The 14,834-nt window shown below is 51.9% G+C and carries 14 protein-coding genes, 1 pseudogene and 1 riboswitch; of the genes and pseudogenes, 3 read left to right on the plus strand and 12 right to left on the minus strand.

What is annotated here, in order from left to right:
• Positions 1-13: 13 nt before the first annotated feature.
• On the minus strand, positions 14-262 hold the full coding sequence (locus MHH82_RS27835) for a YuzB family protein (protein WP_015737415.1): 249 nt from the start codon (positions 260-262) through the stop codon (positions 14-16).
• Between the two features lie 118 nt (positions 263-380).
• Here MHH82_RS27835 and MHH82_RS27840 point away from each other — a divergent pair.
• A pseudogene (locus MHH82_RS27840) lies at positions 381-590 on the plus strand (NifU family protein); the annotation flags it as partial.
• Positions 591-774: 184 nt separating this feature from the next.
• Here the strand turns inward: MHH82_RS27840 and MHH82_RS27845 are convergent.
• From MHH82_RS27845 to MHH82_RS27875, 7 genes are all read right to left on the minus strand, one after another.
• Complete coding sequence (locus MHH82_RS27845; RefSeq protein WP_015737416.1) at positions 775-1,548, minus strand: SDR family oxidoreductase; 774 nt, start codon at positions 1,546-1,548, stop codon at positions 775-777.
• A gap of 206 nt (positions 1,549-1,754) precedes the next feature.
• Positions 1,755-2,597, minus strand: a complete 843-nt coding sequence (locus MHH82_RS27850) for a MetQ/NlpA family ABC transporter substrate-binding protein (RefSeq protein ID WP_015737417.1) — start codon at positions 2,595-2,597, stop codon at positions 1,755-1,757.
• A gap of 66 nt (positions 2,598-2,663) precedes the next feature.
• Entirely contained in the window at positions 2,664-3,332 is a 669-nt protein-coding gene (locus tag MHH82_RS27855; RefSeq protein ID WP_009592866.1) for a methionine ABC transporter permease, read from the minus strand.
• On the minus strand, positions 3,332-4,348 hold the full coding sequence (locus MHH82_RS27860) for a methionine ABC transporter ATP-binding protein (RefSeq protein WP_015737418.1): 1,017 nt from the start codon (positions 4,346-4,348) through the stop codon (positions 3,332-3,334). The genes MHH82_RS27855 and MHH82_RS27860 overlap by 1 nt, the downstream gene beginning before the upstream one ends.
• 107 nt (positions 4,349-4,455) lie before the next feature.
• Positions 4,456-4,602, minus strand: a riboswitch (SAM riboswitch).
• A 121-nt stretch (positions 4,603-4,723) separates the two neighbouring features.
• Entirely contained in the window at positions 4,724-5,443 is a 720-nt protein-coding gene (locus MHH82_RS27865; protein WP_015737419.1) for a Cthe_2314 family HEPN domain-containing protein, read from the minus strand.
• Positions 5,444-5,883: 440 nt separating this feature from the next.
• Positions 5,884-6,858 (minus strand): COX15/CtaA family protein, encoded by a 975-nt coding sequence (locus tag MHH82_RS27870; protein ID WP_015737420.1) that lies wholly within the window; start codon positions 6,856-6,858, stop codon positions 5,884-5,886.
• Between the two features lie 249 nt (positions 6,859-7,107).
• The gene (locus MHH82_RS27875; protein ID WP_009592843.1) at positions 7,108-7,452 is read right to left on the minus strand and encodes a thioredoxin family protein; all 345 of its coding nucleotides are present in this window, start codon (positions 7,450-7,452) and stop codon (positions 7,108-7,110) included.
• A gap of 138 nt (positions 7,453-7,590) precedes the next feature.
• On the opposite strand from MHH82_RS27875, the gene MHH82_RS27880 reads away from it, so the two are divergent.
• On the plus strand, positions 7,591-8,967 hold the full coding sequence (locus tag MHH82_RS27880; protein WP_340968871.1) for a DUF2515 family protein: 1,377 nt from the start codon (positions 7,591-7,593) through the stop codon (positions 8,965-8,967).
• Between the two features lie 81 nt (positions 8,968-9,048).
• Here the strand turns inward: MHH82_RS27880 and MHH82_RS27885 are convergent, their stop codons facing one another.
• The 3 genes from MHH82_RS27885 to MHH82_RS27895 are packed head-to-tail and all read right to left on the minus strand — an operon-like array spanning position 9,049 to position 11,963.
• The gene (locus MHH82_RS27885) at positions 9,049-10,674 is read right to left on the minus strand and encodes a putative polysaccharide biosynthesis protein (protein WP_015737423.1); all 1,626 of its coding nucleotides are present in this window, start codon (positions 10,672-10,674) and stop codon (positions 9,049-9,051) included.
• Positions 10,675-10,729: 55 nt separating this feature from the next.
• Positions 10,730-11,209 carry a DUF456 domain-containing protein gene (locus MHH82_RS27890; RefSeq protein WP_009592909.1) on the minus strand — a complete coding sequence of 160 codons (480 nt, stop codon included), beginning with the start codon at positions 11,207-11,209 and terminating at the stop codon, positions 10,730-10,732.
• A gap of 7 nt (positions 11,210-11,216) precedes the next feature.
• Positions 11,217-11,963 (minus strand): Cof-type HAD-IIB family hydrolase, encoded by a 747-nt coding sequence (locus tag MHH82_RS27895; protein WP_015737425.1) that lies wholly within the window; start codon positions 11,961-11,963, stop codon positions 11,217-11,219.
• A 260-nt stretch (positions 11,964-12,223) separates the two neighbouring features.
• Between MHH82_RS27895 and MHH82_RS27900 the strand changes: the two genes are divergently transcribed.
• Positions 12,224-12,685 carry an SRPBCC family protein gene (locus tag MHH82_RS27900; protein ID WP_015737426.1) on the plus strand — a complete coding sequence of 154 codons (462 nt, stop codon included), beginning with the start codon at positions 12,224-12,226 and terminating at the stop codon, positions 12,683-12,685.
• A 49-nt stretch (positions 12,686-12,734) separates the two neighbouring features.
• On the opposite strand, the gene MHH82_RS27905 is transcribed toward MHH82_RS27900, so the two are convergent.
• Entirely contained in the window at positions 12,735-14,789 is a 2,055-nt protein-coding gene (locus MHH82_RS27905; RefSeq protein ID WP_015737427.1) for a peptidoglycan D,D-transpeptidase FtsI family protein, read from the minus strand.
• Positions 14,790-14,834 lie beyond the last annotated feature (45 nt).

Here is a 14,834-nt window from a genome sequence, read left to right on the forward strand (position 1 = left end):
GGAGATCGGAAAGTCAGCTTTCCTCTCCGCCGTCCCGAAAGCTTTCGAGCTTGCGGATGACAACCTCAAGCAGCTCTTCAGCCGTAGGGGCTTCAACCCAATCGCCATCCACGTAAGCGAAGGGCATCAAATAGCACTGGCCGCAGCTGGTCAGGCAGCCATATTCGATGACTTGGCAATCGTACTTGCCTTCAAGCGTCTGCAGCACTTTATCCGTGCCGAAATAGGAATTGCTTGTGCAAAACTCAATGATAATGGACATTGTTATTAGACCTGCCTTAAGATTGGCATTTTATTTTGCCGGTTTATGTACTATAATATAGGGAGGAAAGGAGTTGAACAAGATGAGTGAAAACACGCAAACCACTGTATATGATGAAGTGGCTGAAGTGCTTGATAAACTTCGTCCGTTCCTGCAGCGCGACGGCGGTGACGTGGAACTGGTTGACGTTGAAGACGGCATCGTTAAGCTGAAATTGATGGGTGCATGCGGTAGCTGCCCAAGCTCCACCATTACTCTGAAAGCAGGGATCGAGCGCGCCCTGGTTGAAGAAGTAGAAGGCATCCAAGAAGTAGTTCAAGTATTCTAAATCTTCTTTAACTATAAAGAGTCTTGGTTTCCCTCGCGGGACCAAGACTCTTTTTTTGAGATTAAAGAAGGTATAAGTTTTCAGCGAAGCGTTAGCAATTCTTGAGTCGCATTTATATGTTATGGGTCTCCGCAAAGTATTGGGAATAAGCATCGAAGCATAGACTCCACTTTGTGGGGATGTTTTATTCCGGCTTGATTAACGGGCGAATCGGGTCCAGCCCGCCGGATATATCCATAATATTGCCGGTAATGAAATCCGATTTATCCAGGCATAAATATTCGATCACCCTGGCAACGTCCTCGCCGCTGCCCGATCGTCCACGAGGAGTCAACCCGTCCTGAATGCCGGATACTTCATCGATGGTTTTCTCTTTGTTGGCCCCGCGGATATCCCCCGGACAGATCATATTCACGGTGATCCCATACGGCCCTTCTTCCACGGCCAGCGTCTTCGTAAAGGAGACCAGGCCCACTTTCGCAGCCGCGTAGGCGGAGCGTTGAGGCCATGCGCGGGCTTCACCGGCATGCCCGAAACCAAAGTGGATGATGCGCCCCCATTTTTTCTCCCGCATGGCAGGCAGAACGCGATGGTCCAGCAGCATGACGCCGGTTAAATTGCCATTCACCATATGTACGATTTCGTCGCGGCTGTACTCCGAGAACAGACGGCGTTCCCGAATGAACGGTCCTGCATTGTTAACCAGGATATCGACGCTGCCCAGCCGCTCCTCCGTCTGATCCACCAATGAATACAGCTCAGGCTCGCTGGCGATATCGGCTTTAATCGCGATGGATTTCACGCCAAACCCCTCGATTTCACGGGAAAGCGCCTCCGCTTCATCCTTGCTGTTTACATAATTTATGGCTATATGACATCCCTGCCGGGCTAACGACAGTGCCGTCATTTTCCCCAAACCTGTCGCACTGCCTGTAATCAGCGCCACTTTTCCCTTCAAGGCTTTCCCTCCTCAGATGGATATCCTTCCTTCAGTATAAAAGATTTGATAAGGCCGAACAACTTGCTTCCGACCAGGAATGGCCCTTCGACAGAAAAAGAAAGAAAAAAGGGCCTATCCGCAAAGACCGATGGGTCTCTTGGATAATGCCCTTTCTTTACATATACGATGAATTCATATACAGCATATCGAGCTTTACTGCTGAATTAGAATGCCGGGATGACGGCACCTTTGTACTCTTCTTCAATGAAAGTTTTCACGTCCTCGGAAGTCAGCGCCTTCGCCAGTTTTTGGATGGCGTCGGAGTCCTTGTTGTCCGGACGGGCTACCAGCAGGTTGGCATAAGGATTGTCCTTGTCTTCGATGAAGAGCGCGTCCTTCGTTGGGTCCAGTCCCGCTTCCAGCGCGTAGTTCGTGTTGATGACAGCCAGATCCAGCTCATCCAGCATACGAGGCAGCATGGCGGCTTCAACTTCCTTGAACTCCAGGTTCTTCGGATTTTCTACGATATCCTTGGCGGTTGCTTCCAGCTTGCTTTCGTCGTTCAGCTTAATCACGCCGTTCTTGGACAGCAGCGTCAATGCTCGGCCAGCATTAGAAGGATCATTCGGAATGGCTACAACCGCTCCATCCTTCAGCTCATCCACAGATGTAATGGTTTTGGAGTACGCACCCAGCGGCTCCACGTGCACGGCGATCACGGACTCCAGGTCCAGCTTGCGCTCTTTGATTTCGTTATCCAGGTAAGGCTTGTGCTGGAAGAAATTCGCGTCGATTTCTTTGGAATCCACTTGCGTATTCGGCAGCACATAATCCGTGAATTCTACGATTTCCAGGTTTACGCCCTCTTTTTCAAGCGCAGGCTTGATATGCTCGAGAATCTTGGCATGCGGTGATGGCGAAGCCCCTACTTTCAAGGTCACGGTCTCTTGACCGCCGCCTCCCGTTGTTCCCCCTGGCTCGGATGCGTTATCCGCAGGCTTGCTGCCGCATGCAGCCAGCAACGTAACCAAGGTCAAGCTGATCAATGCCAATGTCCATTTTTTCATTCTAAAACTCTCCCTCCGAAAAATATATTATTTATATATTGTCTTTCTTGAAGCCTCATCAATCCGTTATTTTCTTGTAAAATGCCGCACCAGACGATCTCCTGCCATCTGCAGCAGCTGGACCAGGACAATCATCAGCACGACAGCCAGAATCATGATCTCGGTCTCATAACGGTAATAGCCATACTTAATGGCCAAATCCCCTAAACCGCCGCCCCCGACTTGACCGGACATCGCGGTGTAAGATACCAGGGTTACAATCGTGATGGTCATCCCGGCCAGCAGACCCGGACGCGCCTCCGGAAGGAGCACCCTCCATACGATTTGGCTTGTCGAAGAGCCCATGGCATGAGCCGCCTCAATCACGCCTTTATCCACTTCATTCAAAGCCGTTTCCACGAGCCTTGCAAAGAATGGAGCAGCGCCGATCACGAGCGGCGGAATGGTGCCCAGCACGCCGTACGAAACTCCTACGATCGACTTCGTAATCGGGATCATCGCCACGATCAGGATGATGAACGGAACCGAGCGCAGAATGTTTACAATGAACGACAGAATCGTGTAGCCGAAGCGTACCAACCCGGACGTGGACCTTGCGGCCATGTAGAGCAGCACGCCGACAGGAAGTCCGATGATGAAGCTGAACAAGGCCGAAGCTCCCAGCATCCGCAGGGTATCCAATGTTGCCGTCCATATCTCTTTCCAGTCGATCTGGGTAAAATCAAGTCCGAACATCAATGAATCACCTCCACGTCTAGTCCTTGTTCAAGCAGCTTCCGGATCGTATCTTCAATCGCGCGCTCTTCCCCTTCGAAACGGACGATGAGCTGGCCGTACGGCGTATCTTTGATCGTAGAGATCGTACCCTGCAGAATCGCAAAATTCACGCCTGTCTCATGAACGGTATGGGACAGGATCGATTCGTACGTTTTCGACCCTAGGAACGTGATTTGAACCGCTCTTGAAGGGCCGTTTACCTGACCCTGCATAGCCAGCCGCAGCGCTTCGCCGCTGTCCATCTCCTGGCGGATGAATTCCTGCGTCACTTCATGCTTCGGCTTCAGGAACACTTCCGCTACCGGTCCTTGCTCTACGATGCCGCCCTGATGAATAACGGCGACCCGGTCGCAAATGCTCTGGATTACATGCATCTCATGGGTAATCAGTACGATCGTCAGATGAAACTTTTTGTTAATGTCCAGCAGCAGGCGCAGAATCGAATCCGTCGTCTGCGGGTCAAGGGCCGAAGTGGCCTCGTCGCACAGCAGCACTTCGGGATCGCTCGCGAGCGCCCTGGCGATGCCTACCCGCTGCTTCTGGCCCCCTGACAGCTGGGACGGGTATTTGTCGCGATGCGCCTCCAAGCCGACCAAAGCCAGCAGCTCGGATACTTTGCGCTCCAGTTCGGCCTTCGGCGTCTTGATCAGACGCAGCGGAAACGCAATGTTATCGTACACCGTCGCGGAAGACAGCAGGTTAAAGTGCTGAAAGATCATGCCGATTCTACGGCGCTCCGCCTGAAGCTGCTTCTTGCCGAGCGACGTCAAATTTTTGCCGTTCACCCACACCTCGCCCGAGGTGGGACGCTCCAGTAAATTGATGCAGCGGATCAATGTACTTTTCCCTGCACCGGAGTGTCCGATCACTCCGAAAATTTCTCCTTTTTCAATCGACAAATCCAATTCGGACAACGCAGTTGTTAATGACCCGGCTTTTCCGTACTGCTTCGTCAATTGCTTGAGCTCAATCAATCCGATAATCCTCCTTTTTCCTTAGCTTCATATCTATTTACCCAAAAGAAAAGAGCCTCTTTTTGTAGAATCAAAAAGGGCCCTCTTTACGTAAAAGTCAACGCCTTTTCTCATCTGTCAAAGCTGAAGGTATTCCATAGCTTTGAAGGAATTAGCACCATGTCACTCCAAGCGTCATCGCATTAAGCAATGGTGCGCAAGAAGTCGGTTGCCGGGCTTCATCGGGCCTGTCCCTCCGCCTCTCTCGATAAGAAAACATCGATATGAAATTTTTCCGATTAAATTGATCTGATTTGATAACATTTAATGAATGCAATAGTTAGTATAGATTCTTTTCAGGCTTTTGTCAAAAGGAATTTCATGGCGATTTTGTGCCTAAGCCCGCACTCCATTTTCAGTCCACAGCTTGTTCGTATATTTATACGAGGCGGCCAGGCTGCGGCATACCATATCGATGCCCTGTTGGAGATCGTCCAGGTGCTTGTCGATATCCTCCAGCTCGATTTTGTCGGACAGCCCTTGATGGCGCTGCCACAAATCATCCTGCATCTCGGAGTTCATGTAGTGAATTTCAGCGTTGCGCCTTTTCCTGAGCGCGTTCAGCGGTGCTTTGTAGCGATCCTTGATCGCTTCCAGCTCTTCAGCCAGCTCACCGTGGGCCTTCAAAAATCTGAACTGCCGCAGGACCGTAAAATAAGAAAAATGCGCCTTAACCTTGGAGGTATGCAGATCAAACAAATCGTTCAGCACCGTGCCCAGCTTGTCAAGGATCGAGAATACGCGGATGAAGCCGTTTTTGTAAAAATACACATATCGTTGATATTCCCCTTGCTCCTGAATCGACATATCATCGATGTAACCCGATTGGACCGATTGACTGAAATGCTTGGCCGCATTCCAGCTCTGCTCCAGCTCATCCAGGGAGACGATCAGTCCCCGGGTCCAAATCTCCAGCTTGCGAAAATCATGCGTCGGATCTTGATTTTTATCCATTTCCTTCTGCAGCAGCCGGGTTGTCTTCACCATCGATTCGATGGCTTCCTCAAGCAGGCCGTTATTCTGCCGGGGCTGTTCCCCAAGTAACATTCGAAGCATGGCGGTACCCCCTCGCGTCATCAGATTAACCTTGGTTCTTGATCTCGATTGTGCTAATGCCAATATACTCATTCCAGCGCTCAGCGGCCGTCTTCACGGCGATATCCTCGCGCGGGGGCAACTCATCCGGATCGCCATCAGGCCCTTCGGCATCCCATGACTATCAGATGACCCATCATCTGCTGCGCCAATCTGGGTTCGTCCTGTTAGGATGCCCCCGAAACGGGAAGACAACTCCATAGCATGGAGCATGGAGCGACTTGTGATTTCTCCGGTGTTATTAAATATAAACAAATTCGTTGCCTTATCAAACCTTTTCGATACCGCTGCCGGCAGCTCCTTTCTATACAACAAAGCCCTCGAACTCCGGTCCGGGGACTTTGCATGCATGTATGCTATAGGATATTGGATTTTCTTTACGGAATGATCGGCGTTCTTCCTTATACGATCTTTTCGCGGGGCACGTCGTGGCCCTTCCGTATTTCGGCTTCAAGCGGCTTGCTGAGCTGCCATACCCGGACGCTTAAATAACAGAGTACGCCGAACAGCGCCGAGATCAGCAGCGTATGCCCCAGTGCGGAGAATACGTAAACTTCCTCGTTATGCATCGTAGCCATAATGAGAGCGCCGCTGAACACCTGCAGCAGGCACAGCATGGTTGCCGAAATGCCCAGCATCTGGATTTCACGGTTATCGCGATTGCGCCAATATGCAAAATGCCCCATCACCGCCACCACGATCAGCAGCAGAAGCGCGGCCACGCGGTGCATAAAGGCGATGCCGACCCCTCCGCTCAGCTCCGGTATCACTTCTCCGTTACATAACGGCCAGCCGGAGCAGCCTTCCCGGGAATCGGTATGGCTGACGAATGCACCGATATACACCACGATGTAGCTGTACAACGTTGTGCCCCAGACCAAATTGCGGAAGCCCTTTCCCACCCGCGGCAAACGCTCCAGGTCAACGGGCCCCTTCGCTTGTTCGATTCGGCGCATGCCCAGAGCCAGCATGACCGAACTGGCAAAAGCAATCAGCGAGAAGCCAAAATGCAGCGCCATGATCGCCGCCGACTGAGGTTTAACCACCGCGAGGGCCCCCATGATGGCTTGTACCACGACGAATATCGAGGTTCCGATGACGTAAGCCATCAAATCCCGGCGGTCCCGCTTGTACTTCCAGAACGCGATCAGCGAAGCCAAGGCGGCCAAGCCGGCCATTCCGCTTACGGCCCGGTGGGAATACTCAATCATCGAGGACACCGTGTAAGCGGGAACAAATTTACCGTTGCACAGCGGCCACTCTTGGCCGCAGCCAAGCCCCGACCCCGTCTTTGTCACAACCATGCCCCCGAAAGTCGCGCAGAACATAATTAAGCATGTTATGTAACTCAGCCACTTTAATTGTTTATCGTTCACTTATCTCACCTGCTGCTCATAATCATTCACTATTCAAAACCTATACAGGATCGCATCATATACAGTCCACATTTCATTATACCTGATTCTGCAGCCCCGGTCACTTGAGCGATTGTGACAAAATGTTCAAAAATGAACAAAACCTTCATGCTCAAGGTACTTGACTTCACAATCCCCCTCATAATATCCAATGTAAAAACAACACCGCCGCCCGTTATAGCTCAAAGGCGGCGGTGCTATCGTCACTGCTTACTTGTGAATCGTACCGTATACGTCCACGGCACGCTGCAGGAAATCTTCAATCTCCTCGCGCGATTTGCGGAGTTTGTTAACGTAGCGAACCAGCTCGCGTCCGTCAGAGTATGCAACAAAGCTAGGGATGCCCAGAATATTTTGCTGCTGACTCACGTCACCGACAGCATCGACGTCAACTTCCACCAGAGTCAATTGGTTGGAGAACTTCGTCTCAACCTCCGGCATGAATGGATCGATAAACTTGCAATCGCCGCACCAGTCCGCTTTAAATACGGCAACGGTCAGTCGTGGAGACTGGATCGCAACCTGAAATTCTGCTTCTGAAGTGATTTTTTCCATTGATTATCTCCCCTTTACGTCGAGTTCCTTCCCCCCTAGTGAATCAAATTGTTGAGTGGAAGTCAAATTTTAGAGCATACTGACTGTATGAGGTTCACGGTCTGGAATTATCATCAGAAAGTGCAGGTGACAACCGGCATGCACTCGCACGGAGCCAAGGACAAACCAAATCGGGGCAGGGATTACGGGGCATGGACAGCTGCCATTCCGCGAGCCCTGGCAGAATCATGGTCGGGTATGATGGCAGCTTGGCGATATTCCTTAAAGCTTCGGATGAACAGGCATGAATTGCAGTGGGATCCTACAGCCGTTAAGGCCATTCGCAGGCAGCTCAAGAACATTCTCTCCTCCCATCCCTATCTGCCGCAGGGCATTTCTTCGTTTCTCCCTCTGCAAGAAGGTCACAGCGATATTCGCGGTCATGAACCGGACCAGCAGCCAACGGATGAGGAGCAAGAGCTGGTTCATCGCATTCAGGAGGCCGCTGCCGTCGCCAACCGAAGCAACGTGACCCGAACAGAGGCCTATTTGGACTGTTACGAGTCGCATCCGGAGCTGCATTGGGCCTTGCTTGCCCATATGGTATCACGCAATGCCGGATGGAATATGAGCGATCTGAAGGGCGGGCTGATGTCGGATCTCATGGCTCCCCCATTCCAAAACCATCTGTACAGTTTCCTGGAGCGCTGCAATGCGCTGATTTTTCAGGATGCCTATCCGCAGCTGCTTCTCTATATGCACAGTCGAAAAATAGGAAAGCCCTTATTCCATTTGCTCCCCCGCTTCCATGTTTCATCGTTCATGACACCGTTCTGGGAACGGTTTTGGCACGACCAAGGCAGTTCGCTGCTTACGGTCGCCCTCATCATTAATGAACAGAACTATATTGAGGGGCGCGTGGCAAGACATCCTTTTTACCGTCAGCATATTTTGCAGGATCCCCTCTTCCGGGTGCATGAGCTGTCTCGGTTGAATCAAATCGTGTTCCCGCTGGGTCAAAGCCATCAGGCAAGCACAGACTCTGCCGATTATCCCGTTTCCCCTACCCGGCCGCTGGCCGGACTCACCATCCCCAAGTTTGACGACCTGTCCATCCGGATCAAGGCAGGCCGCTCGCTGTACGCTTTACTGTTCGGTTACGAGGATATCTACCATGCCGTACTGGCATTCGCTCGTTCCACCAAGCATCAGGGCTCGCGCGCTGAATATTGGCCGGCGTTATTTACGCCGACGCGGGATCAAGCCATGAATCACGGCCACGAGGGGCTTGAGCTTATCCAATCGGAATGGCTGCCGGACGGCCGTCGTCTGTATAGCCCCCGTCTCGAGGAGATCTGGCAGGATGAACCCCCGGAACCGATTCCCCGGTACGACTGGTATCAGGGCCACGCGATGTTTAAGCATATTCGCAAACCGAAACCGCCGATGTTGCCGGATATCACCCACGCCCATCGGGCCGTTCTGGAGAAAACCTCCATCGCCCATGACGTATCCGATCCGTTCCACCGGCAATAAAAGAAGACCATTCCGATACGGCCGGAATGGTCTCTTCTCTAACGGATGAATGAATAGATGTGCTGTTCTTGAATCATAGGTTTATCCCCGTTCCCGCATACGCGCAGGCTGCAGTCTCATCAGCGGACGGAATACCTTCTGCAAAGGACGCGGGTAACTGCTAAGCTCCGATTGCCGCAGTACGCCAAACACCACCAGCAGCACAAGATATATAATGACTACGGCTACGCCTACAACCAGACAGGTCAGCAGGAATGCCAAACGTGCCGGCATGACATCGACCATCTGAATACCCGCCAGATTCAGGCCGTAACCGATCCCTCCTGCGGCAGCAACCGTTAGTATGAAGCCCATCCAGCGTTTGCCCAGGATCGAGAAGGATACAATCGCCTTGATCGATCTGACGTTCAGCATCGTAATGACAAGGAAACAGAGAGCCGTGCTCCCGATGATGCCGTAAATGCCAAACAACGGAGCAAGCAGGAAGCTGGCAACAAGCTTGACCGCTATCCCGATCATCACGTGAACCATCGAGAGCTTGGCCTTGCCGATTCCAAGAAGAATGGAGTTCGTTGTCATCATCGTGATCTGAAAAATCGTACCGAATGTCAGGAACCCGATGATCCCGCTTCCGCCGAGGGAACTAAACAGCAATCCGTTGATGGAATAGGATGCAACGCAGAGCGCAATCACCATCGGCATACCCGTCAATATGGCAACTCGCATGGCCAGCGATACTTGCTGTTCCAAATGTTCCTGATCTTTCCTCGCAAAAGCGGCAGAGATGATCGGAATGAGCGAGGTGCTGAGGGCAATGGCTAGAATCGGCGGAATGCCCGCTACGCTTTGCGCTCGGTTTCCTAATACCGCGAGGGCTGCAGTAGCCTCTCCCAGACCAACCTGCCCGATCAACAGCGGCTTCACAATGGAGCTGTCAATGAAGTTGACCGCCGGAACAGCCAGGGAAGACAGCACAATCGGTATAGACAGCGTGAATATATCCCGGTATATCCCGCCAAGCGGAATCGAGCGGTCCGCCGCCGGCATTTTGAGCTCACGATCGTTTCGGCGAAGCTTCACCGTAAAATACAGCATGACCGCAAATGCCCCGATACTGCCGAGGACGCCCCCGAAGGAGGCACCTGCCGCGATCCAGGTATCGTCATATCCCAAACGCAGCAGCACATAGGCCAAGCCGATCGCTGTCAGAACCCGTGCAATCTGCTCGATAATTTGCGATATGCCGCCAGCCGTCATATTATTGCGCCCTTGGAAGTATCCCCGCATCATGGCGATGGCCGGAAACAGCAGCAGCGCCGGAGCGAGCGCTTGAATGGCAGCGGCGGCCTCCGGCTGCTTGGCTATATGAGTGGCATAAAAAGGAGCTCCGAAGTAAAGGAGCAGCGTCATGACAACGCCCGCTGCCCCGGCAAAAATAAGCGCAGCATGATAGACGCGCCGAGCCTCCGCAGGCTTGTTCAAAGCATGGCGCTCCGATACCATTTTACTGAGCGTGCTGGGAATGCCGGCCGTTGCTACCGTTAACAGCATTAGATATACGTTATTGGCGATCGTAAACGAGGCATCCCCGATATCATTCAGCATATGCTCCAGCGGCACCCGCTGAGCAAGGCCCAGCACCCGGGCTACCAGCGCAGCAGCGGCCAAGATGATGGTGCCTTTAATAAATGACTCTTTCTTAGACAAAACCGTACCCTTCTTTCTCCTCCAAAGCGCCTCTTACAGCGATTGCTATGCTCTATTAGAAAATCCAGATGAAGAAAATGATGATCATCGCAAGCTGCAATATAATCTTCACCACAATGCTGCTAAACAATCCAACTACCGATCCGAAGCCAACCTTCATGGATTTGCTTGCTCCCGAGCCTGCCAGCATTTCACCCAAAAATGCGCCGAGGAACGGTCCGATAATCAACCCGAAGGCCGGTATCACGAACGGTCCGATAATAAGTCCGATCGTGCTGCCCCAGATCGAGGCTTTGGAACCGCCGAGCTTCTTGACTCCCCAGGCATTAACCGCATAATCGGCAATGAAGAGCACCACCAGAATGATGGTCTGGATAATCCAGAACCATGCATTGTAATGCTCGAATGTAAAGAACCAGCCGTAAACGAACAACGCCAGGTAAATGGCGACAACCCCCGGCAGAATAGGGTATATCGCTCCGGCCATCCCAATGATAAACAGAGCGATGACGATAATCCAGCCCAATACGTCCATCAACATCTCACCCTTCGATCAAAATATGATCCCTGATGACTTCGACGATGCCGTCCTCATTGTTGCTGGAAACCACAAGATCCGCCTCATCCTTCACGGTCTGCTGGGCATTGCCCATGGCCACGCCGAGGCCGGCCTGCTGGATGACGGCCAGGTCGTTCAGGCTGTCTCCTACGGCTACAACCTCGGACATGCTGATACCGAGCAGCTCGCACACCTGTCCGATCCCGGTTGCTTTGTTGACGCCCTGCGGATTGATTTCCAGGTTGTCCGGCGAAGAGTTCGTGATCTCCAGTCCGCCCATATCCTGCAGTCGCATCATGATATTGTGGCGTACCTCATGATCATTCGTGTTATATCCGAATTTCAGCCACTCCTGATTCGCGACATCGTCGGTCCAGTTCTCAGAGTTATACAATCTATCTACTGAATACGCCCAGAACCACGATCCGGTTTCAACCGCGAGTGCATGCATTTGTTCCACGAGCTTGCTGTCGAGCAGCGCGCGGCGATGCAATTCATACGGCGCACGCCATACTTCGCCGCCGTTCACCGTTACCATCGGCGTCGTCAGTTCAAGCTGCTTGGCATACGGATAAGCATCCTGAAACGGCCGGCCCGTCGAGAGGCAGACGTGAATGCCGTGCCGCACCGCCTCCTTGATCCACTTCACCGTTTCCTCGGATACTTCATGGTCGTCCTGAAGCAGCGTACCGTCCATATCCAGTGCCAACAACCGATATTTATGTTTCATGGTATTAACCCCCTTACGAATCAAAGCAAACATAACGACATTTTACCACAAAAGGCCGGGCGTCAAAACATTCCCCTGAATGAGCAGCCCCTCGATGCATGCCAAACCAGGCAGAACCCGGCCTGACGCAAGATTTCCTCGAGGGTGCTCGAACAAACGACAAGCCCCTTGAAATAAATAAGCAATGTAAAAGAAAGAATACTCATTACGGTATGCTAGGATGAGTATGAAGACAACCCCGAAAGGAGTTATGCACCCCAATGACCAAGCTCAATCAGAATCCCGTCGTCACGGCAGAGATGTTGATTCGTAGACCCGTTTCAGAAGTTTTCGAGGCTTTCATCGACCCTGATATCACAACCAAGTTCTGGTTTACCAAAAGCAGCGGCAGACTTGAGAAGGGCCGGCATATCCGCTGGGATTGGGAAATGTATGGCGTGTTTGATGACTTGTATGTGCACGATATCGAGGAGAACCGCCGCATCGCCATCGAATCTTCCGATCAAACCAGGACCGAGTGGATATTCACCCCGCGGGGCGAACATGAGACCTTCGTTGCCATTACCCATTCCGGATTTACAGGAAATGATGATGAGATGTTGCATGGGGCCATTGATTCCATGGGAGGATACACCATGGTGCTCTGCGGCCTCAAAGCGCTGCTGGAGTTTGGCGTTGTTCTGAATCTCGTGGCGGACAAGGCCCCGGACGCCCATGTATGACAAAAAAACGGCAGCCAACCCTGCAGGGCTATTGGCTGCCGTTTGTCGATTATTCGTTCGTACTGCCGTCCTCATTCTCACCCTCGGTTTTTTTAGGGTGCGGCGTACCGTCCAGTCCGTAAATCTCGTCATAAGCGTCGAAAATTTTACGTGCAACCGGCGCGGCACTCTGAGAACCGAAGCCTGCTTCCGGAATGACTACGGCAACGGCCAGTTTCGGGTTTTGTCGCGGTGCAAAGGCGATGAACACCCCGTTTTCCACCCGGATCCGAGTGCCGTTTTTATAAATATCCTGCTCGGATGTTCCTGTTTTCCGCGCAAAATCATATTTGAAATCCTCGAAAGCCCGAAGTCCCTGCGTGTTCATCCCTGCAATGACTTCATTCCAGTACTGCTGCGGGAATTCCTCTTTATTCAATACTTCGCGCTTGAACTCCTTGATCACATTGCCGTCCTGATCCACAATCTTGCTGGCGAGCTGCGGACGGATGCGTTCTCCCCGATTGGCAAGCGTGCTGGCATACTGCGCCAATTGGAGCGTCGTATATTTGCCCGACTGTCCGAAGGAGGCGTACGCCATGGCAGCCAAATAACTTCCCGCCTGCTCGATGTTGGTATATTCGATGATGCCTTTATGCTCCTTTGGCAGACCGGATTCGGTGGATACCCCAAGCCCGAATTTCTTCATGTATCTATCCCATACCTCAACGGATTCGGAGCCATACTTGTTGTACAGCTTTTCCCCGATCCAATCAACCATAAAGGCATTGGAGGAATGCTCGATCGCTTTTCTTGCGTTCAGGGACCCGTAGGCTTTACCGCCGGAGTTCCGAACCCTCGTATTATCCTTACCGAAGAATGCCGCGCCGCCGTCATAATAGTAATCGTTCGGCCCGAACAAGTTTTCGTTAAGCCCGATCAGCACCGACAAAGGTTTCATCGTCGAGCCAAGCAGCACGACCGATTCCAGATTGTTGCCGGAGCGCCCGGAACTGTACGGAGAGATCGTACCGTTACCGTAATACTTCATGACGGATTCCCAATCGTCGGTTCCATTCTCCCATACATTGGGGTCATAATCTGGCATACTGGCCATGGCGACAATGTTGCCGGTATCCACTTCCATCGCTACCGCATAACCCGTGAGCGCATTCGGATGCGTTTTGCCGGAAACCGGATTGGCGTGCAGCCATTTCAGCTGATCGATGATCGCCTGCTGCGTAGCTTTTTGGATATCCTTATGAATCGTCGTATGGATGTTGTAACCCTTCTCCGGGGCAATCATGGTCGGTACCCCGTCCGCCATGTTCTGCGGATTAATCGGAATGCCGATATATCCGTTCTTGCCGCGCAGCTCATCTTGGAACATCATTTCGAGCCCGTCTACGCCGACCTTCTCCTGCTCCGTGTAGATGAGTCCCGGATCCTTTTGCTTCTTGTTCTGCTCATCAATCTCTTTATATTTGTCCAGTGTCTTAATGCCGCGGAACTCTTTCAAATATCCAATCGTTTGAACGGCGATTTTGTCCGGGTTGTATTGACGCTGGCTCTCTTCCACGACCTCGACTCCGGGATACTCGTTCTTATGCTCCATAAAGTAAGCCACTTCTTTAGTCGAGAGATCCGCTTTGATGCGTCTCGGCTCATAACCCGGCTGCTTGTTAAATTCCAGGTCCATCGCTTTGATTACATCATCCACCGTTAATTTCTCTGCTTTCGGATCACCGTATTGATCGAAGACCCTGACCATTTCCTCGGCCAGCTTTTCGATTTCCGGACGGTTCTTCTTCCCTCGTTCGGATGAACTGTAATCCTTTAACAGCGTTAAATACAGGGCTTGGGAGGGTGTCGAGTAGGCAATCGGCGTTCCGGAAGCATCGATGATGCTGCCCCGAATCGGCTGAAGCGGGAAATTTTTAACCTGCCCGCCGGTTTCGAGCTCTTTCAGCTCAGGACCTTCCACGAACTGCAGTATGGCAAGACGTATAATAATGACGCAGAATATAATAAACGTGCTGAAAAAAAATAGATTAACCCGCAAGTTAAACTGACTGCCGGCATCTTGTTCTTCTTGTTTGCGCTTGTCCGGCCTAAACCCTTTCACGTAAGCTTCTCCCCTTTATCCACAATCACATAAACCCATATTAAC

The organism is Bacillus sp. FSL K6-6540 (assembly GCF_038007545.1).

What these genes read in the sequence shown, in the direction of transcription:
- MHH82_RS27835 (WP_015737415.1), bottom strand. Translation starts at nt 262, where the DNA reads ATGTCCATTATCATTGAGTTTTGCACAAGCAATTCCTATTTCGGCACG.
- MHH82_RS27850 (WP_015737417.1), bottom strand. Translation starts at nt 2,597, where the DNA reads ATGAAAAAATGGACATTGGCATTGATCAGCTTGACCTTGGTTACGTTG.
- MHH82_RS27855 (WP_009592866.1), bottom strand. Translation starts at nt 3,332, where the DNA reads ATGTTCGGACTTGATTTTACCCAGATCGACTGGAAAGAGATATGGACG.
- MHH82_RS27865 (WP_015737419.1), bottom strand. Translation starts at nt 5,443, where the DNA reads ATGCTTCGAATGTTACTTGGGGAACAGCCCCGGCAGAATAACGGCCTG.
- MHH82_RS27875 (WP_009592843.1), bottom strand. Translation starts at nt 7,452, where the DNA reads ATGGAAAAAATCACTTCAGAAGCAGAATTTCAGGTTGCGATCCAGTCT.
- MHH82_RS27880 (WP_340968871.1), top strand. Translation starts at nt 7,591, where the DNA reads ATGCACTCGCACGGAGCCAAGGACAAACCAAATCGGGGCAGGGATTAC.
- MHH82_RS27890 (WP_009592909.1), bottom strand. Translation starts at nt 11,209, where the DNA reads ATGGACGTATTGGGCTGGATTATCGTCATCGCTCTGTTTATCATTGGG.
- MHH82_RS27895 (WP_015737425.1), bottom strand. Translation starts at nt 11,963, where the DNA reads ATGAAACATAAATATCGGTTGTTGGCACTGGATATGGACGGTACGCTG.
- MHH82_RS27900 (WP_015737426.1), top strand. Translation starts at nt 12,224, where the DNA reads ATGACCAAGCTCAATCAGAATCCCGTCGTCACGGCAGAGATGTTGATT.